Annotated in this window: 16 protein-coding genes; 10 read left to right on the top strand and 6 right to left on the bottom strand. The window is 45.0% G+C overall.

Features of this window, described 5'->3' with window-relative positions:
- Positions 1–106: 106 nt before the first annotated feature.
- On the bottom strand, positions 107–514 hold the full coding sequence (locus L5L97_RS07825) for a MerR family transcriptional regulator (protein ID WP_006082318.1): 408 nt from the start codon (positions 512–514) through the stop codon (positions 107–109).
- 291 nt (positions 515–805) lie between these two features.
- Here L5L97_RS07825 and L5L97_RS07820 point away from each other — a divergent pair, with 291 nt between their 5' ends.
- From L5L97_RS07820 to gndA, 3 genes are all read left to right on the top strand, one after another.
- Positions 806–2,764: a propionyl-CoA synthetase gene (locus tag L5L97_RS07820; RefSeq protein ID WP_263181595.1), complete on the top strand. Its 1,959-nt coding sequence runs from the start codon at positions 806–808 to the stop codon at positions 2,762–2,764.
- Positions 2,765–3,126: 362 nt separating this feature from the next.
- Positions 3,127–3,441 (top strand): quaternary ammonium compound efflux SMR transporter SugE, encoded by a 315-nt coding sequence (sugE, locus tag L5L97_RS07815; protein WP_011847232.1) that lies wholly within the window; start codon positions 3,127–3,129, stop codon positions 3,439–3,441.
- A 207-nt stretch (positions 3,442–3,648) separates the two neighbouring features.
- Positions 3,649–5,175 (top strand): NADP-dependent phosphogluconate dehydrogenase, encoded by a 1,527-nt coding sequence (gene gndA, locus L5L97_RS07810; protein WP_263181594.1) that lies wholly within the window; start codon positions 3,649–3,651, stop codon positions 5,173–5,175.
- Between the two features lie 140 nt (positions 5,176–5,315).
- Here gndA and L5L97_RS07805 read toward each other — a convergent pair whose 3' ends face one another.
- Positions 5,316–6,215: a LysR family transcriptional regulator gene (locus L5L97_RS07805; protein ID WP_263181593.1), complete on the bottom strand. Its 900-nt coding sequence runs from the start codon at positions 6,213–6,215 to the stop codon at positions 5,316–5,318.
- A gap of 162 nt (positions 6,216–6,377) precedes the next feature.
- On the opposite strand from L5L97_RS07805, the gene L5L97_RS07800 reads away from it, so the two are divergent.
- Positions 6,378–6,860, top strand: a complete 483-nt coding sequence (locus tag L5L97_RS07800) for a DoxX family protein (protein ID WP_263181591.1) — start codon at positions 6,378–6,380, stop codon at positions 6,858–6,860.
- 97 nt (positions 6,861–6,957) lie between these two features.
- Entirely contained in the window at positions 6,958–7,773 is an 816-nt protein-coding gene (locus tag L5L97_RS07795) for a DODA-type extradiol aromatic ring-opening family dioxygenase (protein ID WP_263181589.1), read from the top strand.
- A 135-nt stretch (positions 7,774–7,908) separates the two neighbouring features.
- Here the strand turns inward: L5L97_RS07795 and L5L97_RS07790 are convergent, their stop codons facing one another.
- On the bottom strand, positions 7,909–8,784 hold the full coding sequence (locus tag L5L97_RS07790; RefSeq protein WP_028761099.1) for a 1,4-dihydroxy-2-naphthoate polyprenyltransferase: 876 nt from the start codon (positions 8,782–8,784) through the stop codon (positions 7,909–7,911).
- Between the two features lie 342 nt (positions 8,785–9,126).
- On the opposite strand from L5L97_RS07790, the gene L5L97_RS07785 reads away from it, so the two are divergent.
- The 4 genes from L5L97_RS07785 to L5L97_RS07770 all read left to right on the top strand — a co-directional run bounded on the left by L5L97_RS07785 (position 9,127) and on the right by L5L97_RS07770 (position 16,199).
- A complete protein-coding gene (locus L5L97_RS07785; RefSeq protein ID WP_263181587.1) occupies positions 9,127–10,065 on the top strand; it encodes an SDR family NAD(P)-dependent oxidoreductase in 939 nt (312 codons plus the stop codon).
- Positions 10,066–10,292: 227 nt separating this feature from the next.
- Complete coding sequence (gene tesB / locus L5L97_RS07780) at positions 10,293–11,159, top strand: acyl-CoA thioesterase II (protein ID WP_028761097.1); 867 nt, start codon at positions 10,293–10,295, stop codon at positions 11,157–11,159.
- A gap of 1 nt (position 11,160) precedes the next feature.
- On the top strand, positions 11,161–11,562 hold the full coding sequence (locus L5L97_RS07775) for a YbaY family lipoprotein (RefSeq protein WP_028761096.1): 402 nt from the start codon (positions 11,161–11,163) through the stop codon (positions 11,560–11,562).
- A 740-nt stretch (positions 11,563–12,302) separates the two neighbouring features.
- On the top strand, positions 12,303–16,199 hold the full coding sequence (locus L5L97_RS07770; RefSeq protein WP_263181586.1) for a S8 family serine peptidase: 3,897 nt from the start codon (positions 12,303–12,305) through the stop codon (positions 16,197–16,199).
- A gap of 85 nt (positions 16,200–16,284) precedes the next feature.
- Here the strand turns inward: L5L97_RS07770 and L5L97_RS07765 are convergent, their stop codons facing one another.
- Positions 16,285–17,166, bottom strand: a complete 882-nt coding sequence (locus L5L97_RS07765) for a LysR family transcriptional regulator (RefSeq protein WP_263181585.1) — start codon at positions 17,164–17,166, stop codon at positions 16,285–16,287.
- 162 nt (positions 17,167–17,328) lie between these two features.
- Between L5L97_RS07765 and L5L97_RS07760 the strand changes: the two genes are divergently transcribed.
- Complete coding sequence (locus tag L5L97_RS07760) at positions 17,329–18,576, top strand: MFS transporter (protein WP_113941015.1); 1,248 nt, start codon at positions 17,329–17,331, stop codon at positions 18,574–18,576.
- A gap of 16 nt (positions 18,577–18,592) precedes the next feature.
- On the opposite strand, the gene L5L97_RS07755 is transcribed toward L5L97_RS07760, so the two are convergent.
- Positions 18,593–19,972, bottom strand: a complete 1,380-nt coding sequence (locus L5L97_RS07755; RefSeq protein ID WP_028761092.1) for a sigma-54-dependent transcriptional regulator — start codon at positions 19,970–19,972, stop codon at positions 18,593–18,595.
- Between the two features lie 4 nt (positions 19,973–19,976).
- On the bottom strand, positions 19,977–21,773 hold the full coding sequence (locus L5L97_RS07750) for an ATP-binding protein (RefSeq protein WP_028761091.1): 1,797 nt from the start codon (positions 21,771–21,773) through the stop codon (positions 19,977–19,979).
- Positions 21,774–21,833: the final 60 nt, after the last annotated feature.

The raw sequence follows: 21,833 nt of genomic DNA, 5'->3' as shown, positions 1-21,833 counted from the left end.
TGTTATAGTTTTTATGATTTTTAGGTGCTTGAGTCTTTTAAATCTTGTACTTAAATCCGTAGTCGTTATCGCCATCAAATTGATTTGATTTTGTGTCAACGGGGATTTAGGCTTTTGCCGTTTTGTTATCTTCTAAGGCTAAACGGCACTGCTGCTCGGCGGAATTGAGTTCCATCAATACGACTTTGATGTCGTCCATTTGCTGTTGTAGTGCGGACTTCTTTTCTTCCACTAGCGCCAGCATGGTATTGAGTTGTGAAGTGCTGCTCTTGTCGGCATCGTATAATTCGAACAAACGACGGGTTTCTGCCAAAGAAAAGCCCAAGCGTTTACCGCGAAGAATGAGCTTGAGACGCACCCTGTCTTTGAGGCTATAAATACGGGTTTGGCCGCGGCGTTTAGGTTTAAGCAAACCTTGGTCTTCGTAAAAACGAATACTACGAGTAGTGATATCAAACTCTTTTGAGAGATCACTGATCGAGTAAGTCGTTTGTGGTGTGTTCGTTGCGCTCATTCATGCACCCTAAATAATCAGTTTTAAGCAAGATATATGAAGTTTACGTAAAGGTAAAGATTTTGGCTTTTATTCTGTTGGCAAAAAAGTGTCAATCCCAATTGCCATCAGCCTGTGCAGCGAGATTAAAACGTGTGCTTTAAATTAGTGTTTTCACATAAAACCACAAATATCTTCTGGTTATAGGCTAACGTCTAATAGTGGGCTTTAGACCTCCTTGCTAATAATAGAAGCAGGAAGGGGTAGTTATTGCGGCTGACGATGTGAGTCGCAGTCCTGATTGGAGGACATATGTTGACCGAACAGCAAAATGCATCTGTAGCGCAAGCCACAAATCAAAAACAGAACCAACAAAAACATCAAGCGTTGCACCAAGCATCCTTGCTTAATAAAGCCGAATTCTGGGGAGAAGCGGCGAAAACGCTCGATTGGATTAAACCTGCGCACACTGTGCTCGATGAATCGCAGGCACCGTTTTATCATTGGTTCGCCGATGGTGAGATGAACACTTGTTATAACGCCGTTGACCGCCATGTGTTGGCTGGACGCGGTGACCAAGTGGCTATCCAGTATGTGAGTCCTGTTACTGATACGGAATACGGCATTAGCTACGGGGAGTTACAGGCTCAAGTGAGCCGACTCGCGGGCTTTATGCAATCTATTGGTATAGGGAAGGGCGACCGTGTGGTGATTTATATGCCTATGGTGCCGGAAACCGCCTTCGCTATGCTGGCCTGTGCCCGCATAGGTGCGATTCATTCGGTGGTTTTTGGTGGTTTTGCCGCCAATGAACTCGCGACTCGGATTAACGATGCCAAGCCTAAATTGGTCTTGTCGGCATCTTGCGGCATTGAGCCTTCGGGCGTGATCCCTTACAAACCTCTGTTAGATAAAGCGTTAGCGCAGTCAGTGCATCAGGTTGATCACTGCCTAATTTTGAATCGTAGCCAGTATCAGGCCGATTTACTTGAGGGTCGTGACTTAGATTGGCAAGCCGCATTAGCAACTGCACCTAAGGCCGATTGTGTCGCCCTCAAGGCTACCGATCCCTTGTATGTGCTTTATACCTCAGGCACCACGGGTCAGCCTAAAGGTGTGGTACGCGATAATGGTGGTCATGCCGTGGCTCTGGCTTGGTCGATGCAGCATATTTACGATATTCAAGCGGGTGATGTGTTTTGGGCTGCGTCCGATGTGGGCTGGGTTGTGGGTCATTCTTACATTGTGTACGGACCGCTGCTGGTGGGCGCTACAACCTTAATGTATGAAGGCAAACCTGTGGGAACGCCAGATCCTGGCGCATTTTGGCGCACGATTGCCAAATATAAGGTTAAAAGCTTCTTCACCGCGCCGACGGCTATTCGCGCAATCAAGCGTGAAGATCCTGACGGTGAATATCTACAAGGTGTTGATTTAAATTGTCTTAAAAATGTGTTTTTGGCGGGGGAACGTTGCGATCCCGATACCTTAGTTTGGGCACACACTAAACTCGCTAAACCTGTTATTGATCACTGGTGGCAAACCGAAACGGGCTGGCCTGTCGCTGCAAATTTGATGGGCACAGCGCCGGTTACTATTAAACCAGGTTCGCCAGCTTTACCTGTGCCGGGTTATGCGGTTGAAGTATTGGACGAATTAGGTGAGCAAGTTGCGCCCAATACTTCGGGTAATGTAGTGATTAAATTGCCTCTACCGCCGGGGACATTGACGACACTGTGGCAAAATGATCAACGCTATCAAGATAGTTACTTGTCTATGTATCCGGGTTACTACTTAACTGGCGATGCGGGTTATACCGATGAAGACGGCTATCTCTACATTATGAGTCGTATCGATGACATCATAAACGTAGCGGGGCACAGGTTATCGACGGGACGCTTCGAAGAAGTGTTATGTCAACACCCTGATGTGGCCGAAGCCGCGGTAATTGGGGTAGATGATGCGCTTAAGGGCCAAGTTCCCCTCGGATTAGTGGTACTCAAGAAAGGCGTGACGATCAGTGATGAAGAGCTGCATAAACAGTTAATAACCCTGGTACGCCAAGAGATTGGTCCCGTCGCCTCCTTTAGGTTAGTGAGTGCGATTCAAAAATTACCTAAAACGCGCTCAGGTAAAATTTTACGCGGTACTATGCGAAAAATTGCCGATAATCAGCAATATACCGCACCAGCGACCATAGAAGATCCACAGACCTTAGAGCTAGTGCGCACCGCGCTCACTCGCATGGGTTATGCCGATGCCTTAATCTAAGCTTGCGTTTAGTGAATGGGGATTTCATGTAGGAAATTCCCATTCTAAAAATCGCTTGCTGTTGCGAATTGAAACAAATATCCCCGCTCAATTTGAGCAATAGTCCATTATGATTTGCTATTCTTGCCGCGTATTTATTGAATGTTTTTGCTACTCAATTGCATTATTTTGAGTTGTTTATATGCGGGAATTGAGCATTAGCAATTGTTTAATTCATTCAACTAAAATCACCACTAGAAGCAATGTGTATCTATGGATATTTTAGATACACATCACTGACAACTTTGTATTCTCACCGGCTTAGGGACGACCCTAAACATGCCTTAATTTGGTAGGGGACGACCCCTAATTAGGAGTTCACTATGAGTTGGTTCTTATTAGTCCTTGCGGGTTTATTCGAAATTGGTTGGGCCATAGGGCTTAAATATACCGAAGGTTTTACACGTTTGTGGCCAAGTATCTTTACAGTAGCGTCGATGGCAGTGAGTGTGTTGCTACTAGGACTCGCGGTTAAGCAGCTACCTATCGGTACGGCTTACGGCGTGTGGGTCGGTATTGGCGCTATGGGCACCGCAATTGCAGGGATTATCCTGTTAGGAGAAGGAGTTAGCTTACTTAAGATTGCCAGTTTGATACTGATATTACTGGGGGTTTTAGGGCTTAAACTCGCAAACTAAGTTGTCGATAAACGTGCCAATACAAGTATCACTTGGGCTAAGTTCTAACTAACCCGTTTCGCAATACGGGATTGGCAATCTCACTGTAATCGAGATTGCCAATCGTATGCATCGCCTTTTCTCTCTGGTAATTAAGTTACAAAGATCGGTATAATTACCCCTCAAAATTGGTTAGCTCTAACCTCTGTGACCCGTGGGAATTATATAATGCAAAACCACAGCAATCTTAATGATATCGGCGTAATTGGCCTTGGCGTTATGGGTAAAAACCTCGCGCTAAACATCGCGGATAACCAATATCACGTCAGTGCATTTGACCTCGATCCTGTTAAAGTTAATGGTGTTATACAGCAAGAAAAACAGGAACGCGCTGGACTCGAACCTCGCATTCTTGGCTGTGCTAATCTTACCGAAATGTTAGCCAGTCTCACAAAACCCCGCATTCTTGTGCTTTCTGTTCCCGCGGGTGCACCCGTCGATGGTGTCTGTAGTGCTTTGATTTCTGCCGGAATTGAGTCCGATGATATTGTGATCGATACTGGTAACAGCCTATGGACTGACACTGTTGAGCGTGAAGCGCGCTACAAAGGTCAGTTTGTATTTTTCAGCTCTGCAGTTTCGGGCGGTGAAGTCGGTGCGCGTTTCGGTCCATCACTTATGCCAAGCGGCGATATCGATGCATGGCATCACGTGGCACCTATTTGGAAAGCGATTGCCGCTAAGGTTGATGCCAAAACTGGGCTACCTATCGAACGCTTCGAGCCGGGTAATCCCGTGACAGAAGGCGAGCCATGCACGACTTATATTGGTCCTGCGGGTTCTGGCCATTATGTGAAGATGGTGCATAACGGTATTGAATACGCTGACATGCAGTTGATTTGCGAAGCCTATCAAATGCTGCATGACGGTTTAGGCATGAGCGCTGCAGAAGTGGGCGATGTGTTTGAACGCTGGAACAAAGGTAGTTTAAACAGCTATTTGATGGGGATCAGTGCCGAAGTCTTAAAACAAGCCGATCCATTAACGGGTAAACCGCTGGTGGAAATGATCTTAGATAAAGCGGGCCAAAAAGGCACAGGTTTGTGGACGGCCGTGAGCAGTTTACAAATTGGTTGCCCTGCACCGACGATTGCTGAAGCTGTGTATGCGCGCGCCGTGAGTACCCAAAAATCCTTACGTCTACAACTTAGCCAGAAATTGGCTGGGCCAAATGCACCTGTTATCGATGACGCACAAAAAGCACTGTTGATCGAAGCCCTTGAAAGCGCGTTATATTGCGCGAAAGTGTGTTGTTACGCCCAAGGCTTCCAGTTGATGGCGATGACGGCTCATGAACAAAAATGGCAGTTAGACTTTGCTGAAATTGCAAAAATTTGGCGTGCGGGTTGTATTATTCGCGCGACTTTCTTGCAATCAATCACTCAAGCCTATGAAGACAAATCTGATCTTAGCAATCTGTTGATGGCGGACAGTTTTGCGTCTGCCTTGTCTGAAAAGCAAGGCCTATGGCGTACCGCAGTCGCGACTGCGGTGATGCAAGGCATTCCAGCACCTTGTATTAGCTCGGCTCTGGCGTATTACGACAGTTACCGCTGCGAAACATTACCGGCAAACTTGCTCCAAGGTCAGCGTGACTTTTTCGGTTCCCATACATTTGAGCGTATCGATACCCCAGCAGGCGAGAAATATCACTTAGATTGGAGCGCCAAAGAGCGTACCTTAGCTAAGGTTTAGTCTAAGGTTCTGCCCGCTAACAAAATGAAAACGCCCTTATCAAGGGGCGTTTTTTTTATGGTCGATGATTTTATAACGGCTTATGACTTTTTGACTTCAATTCATTTTAAGTCACTAAGCTAAATCTTATGCTTGAAGTCCTAAGAATTCAGTTCAGATGAAAAGGCGATCAGCTTTTGCCAGAGTGCTTGGGCGACGGGGCCTAAAGGTGAGTGGGGTTTTCGCATCACATAGTAATCGAGTTGAATATTGTTTTGCCTTTCACGCAGATCCAGTGCAATCAATGCACCTTGTTTGAGTGAGTCTTCAATCATATAGTGCGGCAGCTTGCCCCAGCCCATACCACTTTGAATAAGCATTTTCTTGGTATAAAAATCATTAACATACCAACGTCGTTGCCCCGCCTGTACCCCAAACTCAATATTCGCAGTGCCTGAGCCCGTATCTTGGATCACGATTTGGTATTCATTAACGAGCTCTCGTGCGTAGGTCAGTGTTGGATGACGCTCAAGCATGCGCGGTGCGGCGACATCGAGCAGACTACCGGAAAATAAATAGGCTAATTCTAAATGACTCGAGCGTATGGGCTCAATTCCGCCTGCGGAGATGATGATTTCGGCTTTATCTTGATTTAGCGCTTCGAGTGCTCCAGTTAAAAACTCTTGTTTCAGAATAATTTGAGTATATGGGAACTCATTTTGAGTCAGTTCTAAAATCGGCAAAATCCGAGCAAGATTAAAGGAGGCTTCAAAAGCTAAGGTAATACTCGCTTCGTTGCCTTTGGCTAAATGCTTCGCTACTTGCTTCATTTCTTGCGCTTCATTCAGTACCCGCAGGGTATGTTGCAGCAGTTTTCGACCTTGCTCAGTGATGGCGAGTCGATAACCTTCGCGATTAAACAGGATAAGATCGAGTTGGTATTCTAACTGTTTGATACTTTGGCTAATGGCGGGTTGGGTTTTATGTAGCTTGTCACTGGCAGCTTTGAGTGAGCCCGCCTCAGCTACGGTTTTAAACATCAGCAGTTGGTCTAAGGTCACAAGGATTGCTCGCAAGTTATAAATTATTAGTTTAAGAGATCTTAGATTTTATTCCATATTTATTTATCTTTTATCGGCTCATAATTTACTCCATTCTCGCTCGTCGTCTGCGCATTTATGCCTAAGATTGACGGCAATATTAAGATCAATGGGGTGTGTGCGATGCGATTTTCAAACTTATGTGATACTAAGGGTTCAAGTATCAATGGCTTAGTTGCAGAGGTTGATACACAGAAGTTATTCCTTTGTGCCAATACACTCAATCGCGCCGCTGCAACCGTCACACTGGCGATGAGCATAGTGTTTTTCATCTCGGGATTTGCCAAGTTATTTGGCGTGTCTATGTTCCATGTTCCGTTCACATTAATGAATCTTCCCACTGGTTTTGGTTATTTTATTGGTTTGATGGAAGTGATTGGCGCCCTTGGGTTGTGTCTACGTGACTACCGAGTGCTATCGGCGAGCGGTTTACTGGCGATTATGATGGGGGCGATTTATTTCCACTTTAACTATGAAGCGCCGATTAATGCATTGCTGGCATTGAGCTTATCGGCAGGACTCTTTCTGATTATTAAACTGGATGAAATTGTTGAGCGTTTAGTGCGATTTCAGCGGCAGTTGGTGCTGAATCGCTCCGCTTTTTAAGCGTGCATTGAAGTGTTATGTAGAACAGTGAGTTAAGTGAGAAATACTGAGTTTAAAGCCAGTAGTACAGATATAAGTTAATCAACACGAGAGGATTATGATGCAAGTTAACGCGAGTCGTATGCCTGTGCTATTTGTGCCCCACGGTGGTGGCCCAATGCCTTTGCTCAATGATGTTAATCATAGGGAGTTGCGTGCATTTTTAACTTCAGTAACAGCGCCAATGCCAACTCCGAAGGCGATTGTGTTGATCACTGCCCATTGGGAAGAATCTGTGGTGACTTTGTCGAGTAGCCCAAAGCCAAGTATTTTGTATGATTACTATGGATTTCCACCTGAGGCTTATCAACTGACATATCCTGCACCCGGTGAGCCAGAATTAGCCGTACAGATTGCGAATATGCTAGCGGATAAGGGCATCGCCGCCCGCTTAGATAGCGAACGCGCATTTGATCACGGTACCTTTGTACCACTTAAGTTGATGTATCCTGAGGCGAATATTCCCGTGATGCAGATGTCGTTAGTCCACAGCCTCGATCCTAAAATCCATATAACGATTGGGGAGGCTTTAGCGCCGCTGCGGGACCAAGGGGTGTTGATCGTGGGGTCTGGCATGTCGTTTCACAATATGCGGGCATTTTTCTCAAGCGATCTCACAGTGCAAAGCCGCAGTGCAGAATTTGATTATTGGTTGACGCAAACTTTAACGGCAAGTGTTAGTTCTGCCGAGGTAAAAACAGCGTTAACTCATTGGCAATCAGCCCCTGAAGCGCGTTTTAGTCATCCGCGGGAAGAACATTTATTACCGCTACATGTGTGTTTTGGTGCAGGCCATAATGGTTCATCCCATGCCGAACGCAACTTTAATGGTATTTTGTTAAACACGCTGATCTCTGGTTATATCTGGCAATAAATGGGGGGAGGATTGCCCTCGTCGATAATAAGCCAAATTGAAGTCGTGCAGCTGCCAATAAAAAAGGTTCGTATCTATCGAAGATATGAACCTTTTTTATTCAGGATCGTTTGTCCTAGCTTAATGGTTTTACTCTCATGCGGTAAAAACTAAACCCACGCTAAACAAGGTACTGAAAATCATGGTTAACTTAGCTGTACGGCCGAGTAACGGATTTAAGGCTTCACCAGAAACCGCATAAAAATCGCTACTGAGTTTGCGGGCAATAAGCAGAGATAATCCCGCAAGTAGTACTGGTAAGCCGGGTAAAATACCGAATAAAAAGCCAGCGATGACTAAGCCAAAGGGCAAATAGATTAAGGCTTGATAAAGCACTTTTGCCTGAGCTTCGCCAATACGTACCGCTAGAGTATGTTTGCCCGCTTGGGTGTCGGTACGGATGTCGCGAGTGTTATTCACCAACATAATCGCAGCGTTAAATAAGCCAATCGCACAACCTAATAACCAAGCATTAATAGTCGTATCGCCTGCCTGCAGATAATAACTGCCCACCACTGCAACTAAGCCAAAAAAGACAAATGCTGCTACTTCACCGAGCCCATGGGAGGCGAGGGGATAGGGGCCACCACTGTAGCCAAGAGCACCTAAAATAGCGGCTGCGGCGAGAATGGCGATGGGCCAGCCTCCGTGCCAAATCAGATATGATCCCACGGCAAGCGCCATTAAGAGACAAAATATCATGGCATTGCGAACGCTTGTTGGTGAAATTAAACCACTTTGAGTCACGCGAACGGGCCCTAAGCGCTCGTCTGTATCTATGCCGTTTTTAAAATCAAAATAGTCGTTAGCGAGGTTGACGGCGATTTGTAATAAGACAGCACACAACATTGAAGTGGCAGCGATTAACCAGCTGTAACTCTCAAGATGCAGGGCGAGAATGTTGCCTATCAGTAGGGGACCTATGGCCGCGGGTAGCGTACGGGGTCTTATTGCTAAAATCCAAGGATTCATGGCGTCCAGTCGTTATTGGTAAATGGAAATGGTACCGAGCAAGGGCTCAATTAGCGCATAGCATAACAAGATTTAACACGAAAGTGAGCACTATCTAATAAACGCATTTAACAGAGTTTGAATTGGCGCACATATGTTCACTGATGCAGGATGAGATTTGTCGTTAAGTTCAAAGAAAATCAAAAAAGTCTGTGTTTCCATAGTTAATGTTGATGGAAGCTTTGTGCTGTCCATGACATAGGCATAACGCTAAATACTCTGTTTAGTAGATAGCATAGGCGGTTTCTACCCTATGCTCGTTATTTTTTGCCGCTACAACAATGCCGATAAGGACATATTTGGATGCGTTTTGACAATAAGGTGGCATTAGTCACTGGGGCTGCGGCTGGGTTAGGTCGAGCGTATGCCATCATGTTGGCTGAACGGGGGGCAAAAGTGATACTTGTCGACCAGCCGTTATCGTCTTATGAGTCAATTTCCACCGACGGCGCTCAGACGAGCCAAGCCAATTTAGAATTAATGCAGACCTATTGCAGCATTATTAAACTTGGTGGAGATTGCATTTATTTTGTGCTTGATGTGAGTCAGCGAAATGAAGTGAATAGCATGATTGAAAAGGTGATCCTACGCTGGCATCGCATTGATATCTTGATTAATAACGCGGGCGTTTATGGTGCTTGTCCCTTTGAGCACATTAAACTTGAGCAGTGGCAACGGCAATTGGATGTCGATCTCAATGGCAGCTTTTATCTCACTCAAGCTGTTTGGCCTTATATGCAACAACAGCATTTTGGCCGGATAATGATGACAACGGGAGCCTCGGCCTTGTTCGGTGACTTGCACCAAGTTGGTTTTAGTGCAAGCAAGATGGCGCTGGTTGGCATGGTGAATAGCTTATCATTAGAAGGTGAAATTCATAATATTCGAGTCAATAGTTTATGCCCTCAGGCCGTAACCGCGATGACGGCCAAACATTTAGCGAGTGCGATTCAACCGCTATTTTCCTTTGAATCATTAACGGCTACTACGGCTTTCTTGGTGAGTGAACAGGCGCCAAATGGTCAACATCTACTCGCCGGAGCGGGCAGTGTTAGCCACGGCATGTTTGTCGAGTTTCAGCCTATGTATTTTAATGAAGGTCTTTTTACGCCAGATAACCTCGCGCAGCAGTGGCCACAGTTACACCAATCCTTCCCCGTGACTTTGCACTCCTGTGGAGAGGATAAAGTGTTGTCTTGGTCTAAGTTAAGTGCGCTAGAACATCACATTAAAATCGATTGATTCATCATGCTTGTATTTGAACTAAGCCTGCATCTATAGCGATTTAAATGCAGTAAATGGCCGTAGATGCTAACCACAATAAACAACATAGATAATCCAGCGTGCCTCGTTTAATTCCTCACCGTTGGAGTGATGATTTGATTGTGAATAATCGATAGAAGACTGGTCAGCTTAAGGCTAACTGAGTTACCCTTTAAGATTAATTGCTAATTACGCAGTAGGATCCCATGAGTCAGGTATTAGACGATCTTTTATCATTACTTTCCCTTGAGCAAATTGAAATTGGCCTCTTTCGTGGTCAAAGTCAAGATCTGGGTTTTGGGCATGTGTTTGGTGGTCAAGTGATGGGCCAAGCACTGAGCGCCGCAAAACAGACAGTAGCTGCTGAGCGTAAGATCCATTCATTACACTCCTACTTTTTACGTGCAGGTGACGAGAAGTTGCCGATTGTTTATGAAGTAGAAAATATGCGTGATGGCGGTAGTTTTAGCGCTCGTCGGGTTAGTGCTATTCAAAAAGGTCGCCCTATTTTTCATATGACCTGCTCTTTCCAAGAACCTGAGGAAGGCTTTAGTCATCAAGCCGCTATGCCGCAAGTGCCCGGACCTGAAGGTTTGTTGAATCAGCAGGAATTGGCGCTGACGATGCGGGATAAAGTACCGCCGAGCATACTTGAAAAGTTTATGGCCGATGCGCCAATTGAGATGCGATTGGTCAATCCACTGCACCCTTTTGCGCCTAAAGAAACCGAGCCGTACCGTTATGTTTGGATGAGGGCTAATGGTCCTATGCCAAATGATGCCCATATCCATGAATATTTACTCGCCTATGCCTCAGACTTTAACTTTTTAGTCACGGCAGCTCAGCCCCACGGTGTATCCTTCTTAAGTCCTGGGGTACGAATGGCGACGATCGACCATGCGATGTGGTTCCACCGTCCGATTAATATGGGAGAGTGGTTGCTTTACAGTATCGATAGCCCTAATGCTAGCGGTGGCAGAGGTTACGTCAGAGGGCAGTTTTTCAATCAACAAGGCGAGTTAGTGGCTTCTTCTACCCAAGAAGGCCTGATACGCATGGTAAAAGGACGTTAGTATGTATCTGAAAATAAAATCGTTTATATTGTTCTCTCTCATGGCTGTCTTGCTCAATGGCTGCGTGACTGTAACACCTGATCAACCGATTATCATCAATGGCGCAGCTGGCTATCTAGAGAAGATCCCATTACCTCAAGGCTGCCAAATCATTATTGCCATTATTGATTTGAATACTCCAGGTGTCATCGTCGCACAAAAAACCTTCAATATCGCCAGAGCACCTGTGCCATTTAAATTTACATTGCCCGCTAAATCGATCGATAAAAGTATCCAATATGGCGTAGTGGCGATGATTAAGTTTCAAGACCAAGTGATCTTCCAAACCTATGACAGGTTCCCAGTTATCAATAATGATAAGTTCACGACAGAAGTGTTAATGAAGGCGGTGATGGCTAATTAACCACTGGCCACAACTGCAATAATATTGTTCTTATATTGATGAAGATTTAGCCCTTTCAATTCTATATTGAAAGGGCTTTTTTGTGGTCAATAATCCGCTTGCTATGCTGTAAATGTGAGATTAAGTATTAACTTGCTCTATACAGGATTAAGAATATTAATGCATAAGTTAGTTAATTTTTATAAGGGGTATCATTTTGTAAAATATCATACAAATACAATATGTATATATTTTGTTAAATTAATGATGTGATTTTTGTTGTTTATTGTTTAGTAAAAGATCTTTTGCGTTTATTTTGTAACTAATGATATTTATAAAAAAGAATATTTATTTACGGGTATTCATTCTGTTTAACCTAAGAGTATTTTTGAGCTGACACTTAAAGGTTAAATTTAAATATATGATTTAATGTTTATTATTTGTTTTTATCGATTTTTATACTACGACTTATCGTTGGGACATAAAACAGTCTGATAAAGGTTATATGGATTTATTTTAACAAGGTATGAGCTTGTTCATCATTTACTGAATTACGTTCTGTTAATTTGCTGTTTTAATTTGTATCATCGCGTGTTACAAATTGTCGCGATAAAACTCAGTGATCATCATCACAGTAAATTGAATGGTTATTCATAAAAAATGTCAGTTACGGGTGATGTTTTTGGTTGCCGCAGCGTTTTCATGCCACCCAAACCTGAGTTTTATAAATCATACAACTTATAAGAATTAGGGAAGTCACAATGAAAACTAAAATAGCATTAGCAGTGTCTATGGCACTGTTATCGTCGTCGGCAAATGCACAAACCGTATTATCACCTACGGGTGAAACCTTGCAGTTAGATATTCCAAGTGAATTACAAGTCACTTCATTACGCGGTAACGCTGCCGGAGCTGAGGTTAAGTTTGTACCAGAAGCAGATTTAGGTGAGGGTGAATATACTTATATCGTTCGTTTACGCGATAGTTCGGTTGCTAATTACCAAGGAACTATTCCAGGATTGAAAGCGACTAGTTCACAAAGAGTGCAGGTAAACGGTACTTCAAAGGTTGCTGTGAACGGTAAACTTGATGCTTCTAAAGCTGAAGTCAAAAGTTATGTTAGTTATTTGAAAGTAAAACAGAACCGATTTTTAGCTAACGCGAGTGCGGCTATTGGCACCAATCTGCAACCATTAACGACATATCAGTATGCGTTAAACGGTATGGCGGTTCGCATGACTCAAGCTCAAGCGAAGAAAATGGCTGAGTTACCTGAGGTTGCGTTTGTTGAGCGCGAGCGTATGGAGCAAATGGAAACCGATGTCAGTCAAGCGCTTATCGGTTCTCCTAATGTATGGGATGGCAGCGCGACGGGCACGAAAGCCATGGGGGAAGGCGTGATCGTCGGTATTATCGACTCAGGTATTAACTCAGATCATGCTTCTTTCGCTGATGTTGGCCAAGATGGCTATGACCACACAAACCCATTAGGTCAAGGTATCTATATTGGTGATTGTAAAACTGATTTCGCGAGCATGTGTAATGACAAGTTGATTGGAGTTCGCAGTTACTCTGAGATAACAAATAACTACGACGATGCAAAAGTGTTTGGTGACACCCCTCCAGCTAAAAATGGTGAGGATTACGGTGGGCATGGTACTCACGTTGCGAGTACCGCAGCAGGTAACATCCTAGTGAATGTGCCTTATGTGCAAGGTGAAACAGGTAAGTTAGAAAGCGATGGCATTGCGACAGGCCTTGAATTTAAACAAATCTCAGGTGTGGCCCCCCACGCGAACATCATAGCCTATCAAATTTGTAATCCAGGTAATGCGGGCGACACTTATTCAGGGTGTCCAAGTGCACCGATTTTAAAAGCCTTAGATGATGCGATTAAAGATGGCGTCGATGTGCTTAACTTTTCTATCAGTGGCGGTGGAAACCCGTGGAATAGTGCGACGGAACAAGGCTTTTTAGCCGCGCGTAATGCGGGGATTTTTGCTGCAGTGGCTGCGGGTAACACACGTGCCGCGACAAACACGAGCCCTGCGATTAATCAAACACCTTACTCTACGCCTAAAAATGCACCTTGGTATACTTCGGTAGCTAACTCGACTCATAACCGTGACATAGTACGCGCCGTGGAATTTAATGGTAAAAACTATCATTACACTGCTGGTTCTGGTCCGGTTCAAACTGAAGTGCTCAAAGGTGTTCCCCTTTATGCTGGCGCAATTGATGCGACCAATTTTGAAGCCTGTAAACCGTTCCCAGCAGATGCCTTTAAAGACAAGATCGCCGTTTTAAGACGCGGTGTTTGCTCATTCGATATCAAAGTGGCCGCAGCAATGGCCGCTGGCGCTAAGGGTGTGATTGTTTTCAATAGAGATGGTGAAAATAATGCGCGTCTGACTATGTCGGGGCTAGATAAATTGAATATTCCAGCGGTATTTATTGGTGATATTGATGGCTTAGAATTGATTGCTGCTATGGCGGCAAATCCTGCTCTTGAAATCACGCTGTCTCCAACCCCTAAAGTTGCCAGTAAAGAAGCGGATGTTTTATCTGCCAGTTCATTGATTGGACCTAATCTGACTAACGATGTACTCGTACCCTATGTCGCTGCACCGGGCAGTGACATCTACGCAGCTTATTCCGACCAACAGTTTGGCCATGATGAAACAGGTACAGATCCTGCTGATTTCACTTTGATGTCAGGTACTTCAATGGCGAGTCCTCACGTTGCCGGTGCTGGTGCGTTACTTAAATCGCTGCATAAGGATTGGACGCCAGACAACATTCGTTCTGCGCTAATGATGACGTCAACGACAGCCCAAGCCATGAAAAAAGCCGATGGTAAAACCGTTGCTGATCCGTTTGACGTAGGAGCCGGTCGTATTCGTGTTGATTTAGCGGCAAAAACGGGCTTAGTGATGGATGAAAGTGCCTTAAACTACGAGATTGCTAATCCTTCGACAGGTGGCGATCCACGTAAGCTAAACATTCCAAGCATGGCTGATTCACGTTGTATCGATACTTGTACTTGGACACGTACTGTCACTGCAACGGCTGATGGTAGCTGGACTGCAAAAGGCGTTTCCGCAACGGATAAATTCGCGTTAACTGTGACGCCAGAGAGCTTTAATCTCAAAAAAGGTGAAAGCCAAACGATTACAGTGACTGCGGATGTGACTGACGTCGGTGCAAGTTGGGGCTTTGGTAACTTAGTATTAACGTCCGATACTTTCCCAGCGGCTAATATGCCGATCGTAGCTAAGATAGCTAAACGCGATTTACCTGCTTTGGTTAATGTTTCAGCCTCACGTGATGCAGATGAACGTAATTTGGCGCACTTGAAAGCGATTGACCTACCGGGTGTTGCGGCGACAGTGACTGCACTTAAATTAAGCGCTACTTATGAATCAAGTGTGAAACAGGATTCAAATACCGATAGTGCATTTGATGATTTGGCCGATGGCGTAAAAGTATTTAGCTTTAATGTTGAAGATAAAGCTTTATATTTCAATGCATCAATCGGTAATACAACCTCTCCTGACTTAGACATGTTTGTGATACTCGATAAGAAAGACGGTAGCAAGCTTTCTATCGCGGCATCTTCTGCGTTTGGCGGTTCAAAGGAAAGTGTATCCATTAAGAACCCAGTGAAGGGTGAGTATATTGTCGTTGTACAAAACTATCAGGCATCTGCAGCCGATGCGGATGATGCCTTTAGTTTGAAACAAGTGACGTTATACGATGAAGCGGGTGATAACTTAACAGCAAATCTTACGGGTGATCATAAAGATTTCAATGTCAACTTAGCATGGAAACAAGCGATGCTAGTGGGAGATGCAGGCATAGCTATGCTGACGCTGACCACCACTGATGACAAAGTCGCACCAGTTGAAATTCCGGTCGTATTTGAGCGCGTCAGTGATGACGTATTACCTCCTCTAGGCAGTACTGTTTCTGGTGAATTAACACCTGGCACCGCTAAAGTGATGAAGACGCGTATCGAAGCGAACAAAACGCAAGAAACTCGTGTTTACACCCTAGAGGCGTTATTACCAGAAGGTCACGAAGTGGCTAATATTAGCCATCAAGGTGCGCAAGTGGGCAATAAGATCACTTGGACTATCGAAATGGCCTCTGCTGCTGCGGCATTAGATGTCACGTTTGACTTAGTGCCACGTAAGGCGAGTCAAGGCAACATAGTGGCATTGACCAACAAAGTGAATAACGACTCGGCTGAAATCTTGAAGCAGGAGTATCAATTTGATGTTCCAGAAGTGGCGCCAGTAGCTGTGATTGAAGCTCCTGCCACTGTCCAAGAAGGTAAACCTTTGTTCATCGATGCGAGTAAGTCGTCGGATGCCAACAATGATCCTTTGACCTACAAATGGACTCAGTTAGGGGGCACCAGCTTTAACTTTGACGCTAATGCGGCCAAGCTTAATCTCGTCGCACCAAACGTGAGTGGCTCTGCTCAGACGGTTTCATTCCAACTGACAGTGTCTGATAACCACGGTAATAAAGATTCAAGTGTTGTGTCTGTATCTGTGACTGAAACACCAGCCAAGAAAGATGATGGTGGTGCCTTAGGTTGGTTAAGCTTGTTGTTGCTACCTTTTGCTTTTGGTCGTCGTAAACAAGGCTAAACCCTCAGAGTAAAATCGGAAGGTTTAATGGTAAGAGAGAAGGGCTGATATTGATATCAGCCCTTTTTGCATTTGCTGGTTTGTGTTAGCGATTTGACATTAAAAAATCGACAAAGGCGCGGTCTGCTTGGCTGACGGGACGCTGCTTTTTCCATGCAATATGGAGGTTTAAAAATACCGGTGGATCGAAGGGTTTGGCTAAAATGTCATCTTTTGAGCTTATCGCCATCTCAAGTACACTGGTGATCCCAAATCCTTGGGAAACAATCTGTTTAATCAGATTAATCAAATTGGTCTCGAAGGCAATATTGGGCTTTTTGCCTAATTCTTTGGCTTGAGAGAGTATCCACTCACGGTGGAAATAACCTGTCTTGAACATCACTAATTCATGGCCGAAAAAGTCATGTAGACTCACAGCGCTATGTTCCGCTAAAGGGTGTTCAGCACCCATGGCGATCACCATTTGCTCACGGATCAACAGCTGACTATCAAATTCGGGTTGTAGGTCTTGGGCGGTAATGATCGCAATATCCACTTCTTCCTGTTGCAACATGCGCAGTGCATCCCGCGTCCCGCCTTCAAACAGTGATAGTTTCAACTCGGGGTACTTATGCCGAAAAGCCATTAAGCGCGAGGGGAGATAGAAAGAACCCAGCATGCCCGGCACGGCAATGCGGACCTCTCCCGAGGTGAGATTGGCCATGGCGCGGATTTGCGCTTCGGCCTGCTTAACTTGTTTTAGGATCAAAGTGGCGTGTTGATGCAGGACTATACCTTCGGCCGTGAGTGTGAGCAGTTTATCATTCTTGTTGCTCGTACGATTGACTAAGGTGACGCCGAGTGCGACCTCTAAGCGCTTGATACTTTGACTTAACGCGGGCTGAGCCATATTCAGTTTCTTGGCTGCGGCGGTAAAGCTGCCGGTATTGGCAAGGGCATCTAAATGTTTGAGTTGGCGAATATCCATTAATCGGGCTCGTACTATTTTATCAGTGGCAAGATGTGTACTTTTGGCGCGCTATTTCTATAACAAAAATCAATGATTACGATAGATATTATCTATTATTGTTATGTTATGCCCAGTGATAATCTTTGTCTATCCTATGAGTGATACTTGGTCGAGGCTCCCGTGCAAGCCGTATTAGATACTATGATTGACAATAAACAGCGTGACACCCGATTGATGTGGGCGCTCTGCGTCGCTTCAGTGGTGGTCTATATCAACTTGTATTTAATGCAAGGCATGTTGCCGCTGATTGCGGAACATTTTGCGGTATCAGGCTCTAAAGCGACGTTAATCCTGTCGGTAACCAGTTTTTCCTTAGCCTTTTCATTGCTCTTGTATGCGGTACTGTCAGATCGTATCGGTCGACACACTCCAATCATTGTCAGCTTGTGGTTATTGGCATTGTCTAACTTACTATTAATCTGGGCGCCGGATTTTAATGGATTAGTGCTAGTGCGATTGCTACAAGGTGCATTACTCGCTGCCGTACCTGCGATTGCTATGGCATACTTTAAGGAGCAATTATCACCAAGCACTATGCTGAAAGCCGCAGGTATTTATATTATGGCGAACAGTATTGGCGGGATTGTTGGACGTCTGCTCGGTGGTTTAATGTCGCAGTTTTTATCTTGGCAAGAATCTATGTGGTTGCTGTTTCTAGTAACGTTAGCGGGGGTGGCTTTAGTGAACTATTTACTGCCTTCACTTGCCGATGCGCAGTCGATGTCACCCAGTAACACTGAGCCTTCCTTATCAAAACGCGCCCGTTTAGCGCAAGATCTTCATGGCTTTAGTCATCATCTCACCGATGCGCAAATGCGTTTGGTCTACGCAATTGGCGGCTTGACCTTTATGATGATGGTGAATCAATTTAGTTTTATTCAACTGCATTTGATGGCTCCACCCTATGAATGGAGTCGTTTCCAAGCCACCTTGATTTTCCTGTGTTATTCCAGCGGGACTGTCGCTTCGTATTTTACTGCGAAATGGCTCGCCAAATTTGGTCAACATAAGTTGTATCAGTGGTCTTGGTGCGTGATGTTACTCGGCAGTTTACTGACCCTGTTTGATACGACCTTAACCATTAGCTTAGGTTTTTTAATGACCGCCTGTGGGTTCTTCCTTACCCACAGTTGCTGTAATTCCTTTGTTGCAATGCGGGCCAGTCGTGATCGAGCTAAGGCGACGTCACTCTATTTATGTTGTTATTACTTAGGTGCTGCGATTGGCGGCCCTTATTTGATGATGTTTTGGCATGAGGCGCAGTGGCGCGGTGTGGTGATGGGATCGTTAACCTTATTAGCCTTGATCGCCTTAGCAATCACCCGTTTGCATTACCATCAAACTCATGTCAAACGGGCGTTAGTCTAAAGCTTAAATATGTCCTTTAGTCATCGGAATTAATGTATTGTTTGCGGTCTAAATCGTATTTACGCATTTTGTCGTAGAGGGTTTTGCGGGGCAGTTCTAGCTGCTCCATGGTCTGCTTAATACTGCCCTTGTTGTGGCTAAGTGCTTCTTCAATCAGTACCCGTTCAAAAAACTCTACCCTTTGTAGCAGGGACATACTCGAGTGCAGGCTGGGAGTATTGCCTAATGTGCCAGCAAAGGCGGCTTCTCCGCCCAGCAGCACAAAGCGTTCGGCGAGATTACGTAACTCACGCACATTGCCTGGCCAGTCGTGGGAAGTAAGTATCGCGTTTTGCTCCGCATTTAAGGCGATAAGCGCTTTGTGATAGCGTGCCGATGCGACGCGGGCAAAGTGTAAAAAGAGTAACGGAATATCTTCACGACGATCTCTCAGGGGAGGGATGGGCACAGTCACCAGATTTAAGCGATACAACAAGTCTTGGCGAAATTCCCCGGTGTCACACAGACCTTTTAAATCGACTTTTGTAGCCGCTATCACGCGAATATCTAAGTTGATGCTCTTGTTAGAACCTAAACGTTCAACCTTACGATCTTCAAGCACTCGCAGCAGTTTTACTTGCAGAGACAGTGGCGTACTTTCAATTTCATCTAAAAATAACGTGCCACCATTGGCATATTCAAATTTGCCAATGCGCATCTTATCGACGCCAGTAAAGGCCCCCGCTTCGGCGCCAAAGAGTTCACTTTCAATCAGGTTTTCGGGGATTGCACCACAGTTTATGGCGACAAAGTTGGCTTGGCTGCGGCTGCTGTGGTCGTGTAAATAGCGGGCGACAAGTTCTTTACCTGTACCTGTTTCGCCTTCAATTAACACATCCGCAGGCGTATCTATCACTTGCGTTATGATGTGGCGCATACGGTTGATGCCGACACTGTTGCCCAAAATACGAGGGCCCGGTACGCTTTGGCTTTCGAGATCCTTTTTAAGCTTGCGGTTCTCTAAGGTCAGACTGCGTTTTTCTAAGGCGCGTTTAACCACATCGAGTATATGTTCGTTATTAAAGGGTTTTTCGAGGAAGTCGTAGGCGCCTTGTTTTAACGCATTTACTGCCATGGCAATATCACCAAAACCAGTGAGTAGGACAACGGGGAGATCGGGATCTTGCAGACGGATTTGTTGCATTAAGCTGATGCCGTCTAATTGTGGCATGTTGACATCCGATATCACCATTCCCGCCCAATCTTTATGCAGCAACTTAGCGATACCTTTGGGTTCTGTGGTGGCGAGCGCCTTAATGCCCTCCAGTTCAAATAGTTGCACGAGAACTGTGCCTATGTGCGGCTCATCGTCGATGATGAGAACAGAATAATCTTGAATTGAATTGGGCACACTCATAAAACTAACGTTCCTCGAGCAAGTAAATAGGTAAAATAATCTGGAAAATAGCGCCACCCTCTTCGGCATTGGCAACGTTAATTTGGCCTTGCATGGATTCGATAATACGTTGTGAAATCGATAAGCCTAGCCCCAATCCGTGCCGTTCGTTGGTGGTAAAGTAGGGTTCGAAGATTTTCTCCATTTGGCTTTCACGTACACCCGGGCCTGAATCTTGGATGCTGATGCAAAACTTATCTTCACTGGTCACGCGGATAACCAATTGGCGTTTAACCGATTGTTGCATAGCGACAATGGCGTTGCTCATAATGTTGACAAACACTTGTTGTAATCTAACCTTATCGCCCCAAACCTGATAGTTGCCGTTGGGTAATTGCACATCGAGTTCAACACCCTGTTTATCAATTGCAGGTTGAACTATGGTCAGGGCTTGCTTGATACAGCGGCCAATATCGGTTGCGCTATCAGCGCCTTGGCTCTTGCGGGTAAAGCTTTTAAATTGCCCAACAATATCGGCTAATCTATCGGTAAGTTCAATAATAATCTTGATATTATCCAGTGCCTTATCTTGCATATCACGTGCGAGAAAAGTTTGGGTATTTTGGGCATAGCTGCGAAGTGCCGCGAGTGGTTGATTGAGTTCATGGTTAATACTGGCGGATAAACTGCCGATCACTGTCAGTTTTGCCGCTTGGATCAGCTCGTCTTGAGTATCTTTGAGCTGATTGTTGGCTTGCTGTAAGTCCTGAGTGCGTTCTTCAACTCGCTGTTCTAACAGGCTTTGCGCTAGTTGCATTCGGTGTAGATTGCGACGGCGCTCGGCGTTAAATAGGATGCTGAGTGCCAGCAAAAGATAAATACTAGCTGACAGTAACATCAGCGCGGGCAAAGAGGTCAGTAAAGGTTTGATTGGCGCTAAGATGTGTACTCGCCAGCCTGCCTTAGCCATTGATTGGTGGATGTCCATGTATTGTTCATGGTCTGTACCCGTTTGCAGTTGGTATAGCATAGCTTGACTACCACTTTCATAGGGCGGCTTCATCAACAACTCTCCTATGGGACGTTCTGCATAGCGTTTTGAGGCATTAAGGGCATATTGCTTGGCTTGGGTAAGCGGGGTTAGTGATTTTAACCGCCATTCATCGATACTGGAAATAAAGACGATATCTTCAGGATCACTGATAAGGAACTGATACTGACCCGCAATCGCGATACTGGTACTTTGTTGCTCTATGTCGGCAATATTAACTTTGACTATGATGGCTCCAAGTATGCCTTTACCACCTTGTTGATAAATAGGGTAAGAGAAATAAAATCCGCGCTTATCTGAGCTGGTACCCACTGCATAATAACGGCCTAGATTGCCCGAGATAGCATCTGTGTAATAGGGTCTAAAGGAGTAGTCCTTGCCAATAAAGGAAAAACTTTGTTGCCAGTTACTGGCGGCAATGGCGATACCTAAGGCATCAATCAGATAGATATCGGATGCTTCGGTGACATGCTGAATTTCTTCGAGATATAAATTAAGCTCTTGGACTTTATCAGGATTCTGCTGGTCGTTCAGGACATTGGCGAGCATTGGGTTAGTCGAGAGCACGTGGGGAATACTTTCGTAGCGCGATAGTGCACCATCGAGAAAACTGACTAATTCCTTTAGTTGTTTCTCCGATTGCTTTTGGATCTCGATTTTACCTTGATGCAAATGCACCCAGTAGGTCAGTTTGAGGGTTGCAAATAGGCCTGCAAGTAACACAACGGTCAGAAAGAGGCGTTTCTTGGCCTTAGGCGTCATGGGCAACATGGTGGTTATCCTGATAAAGCAACGGGATCAATAACTGATACTGCGCATAATAAAACAAAG

The organism is Shewanella sp. SM71, assembly GCF_025653905.1.
Classification (GTDB): domain Bacteria; phylum Pseudomonadota; class Gammaproteobacteria; order Enterobacterales; family Shewanellaceae; genus Shewanella; species Shewanella oncorhynchi.
Note: the sequence above shows the minus strand (reverse complement) of the source record. Positions and strands in the feature narration are given on the sequence as shown.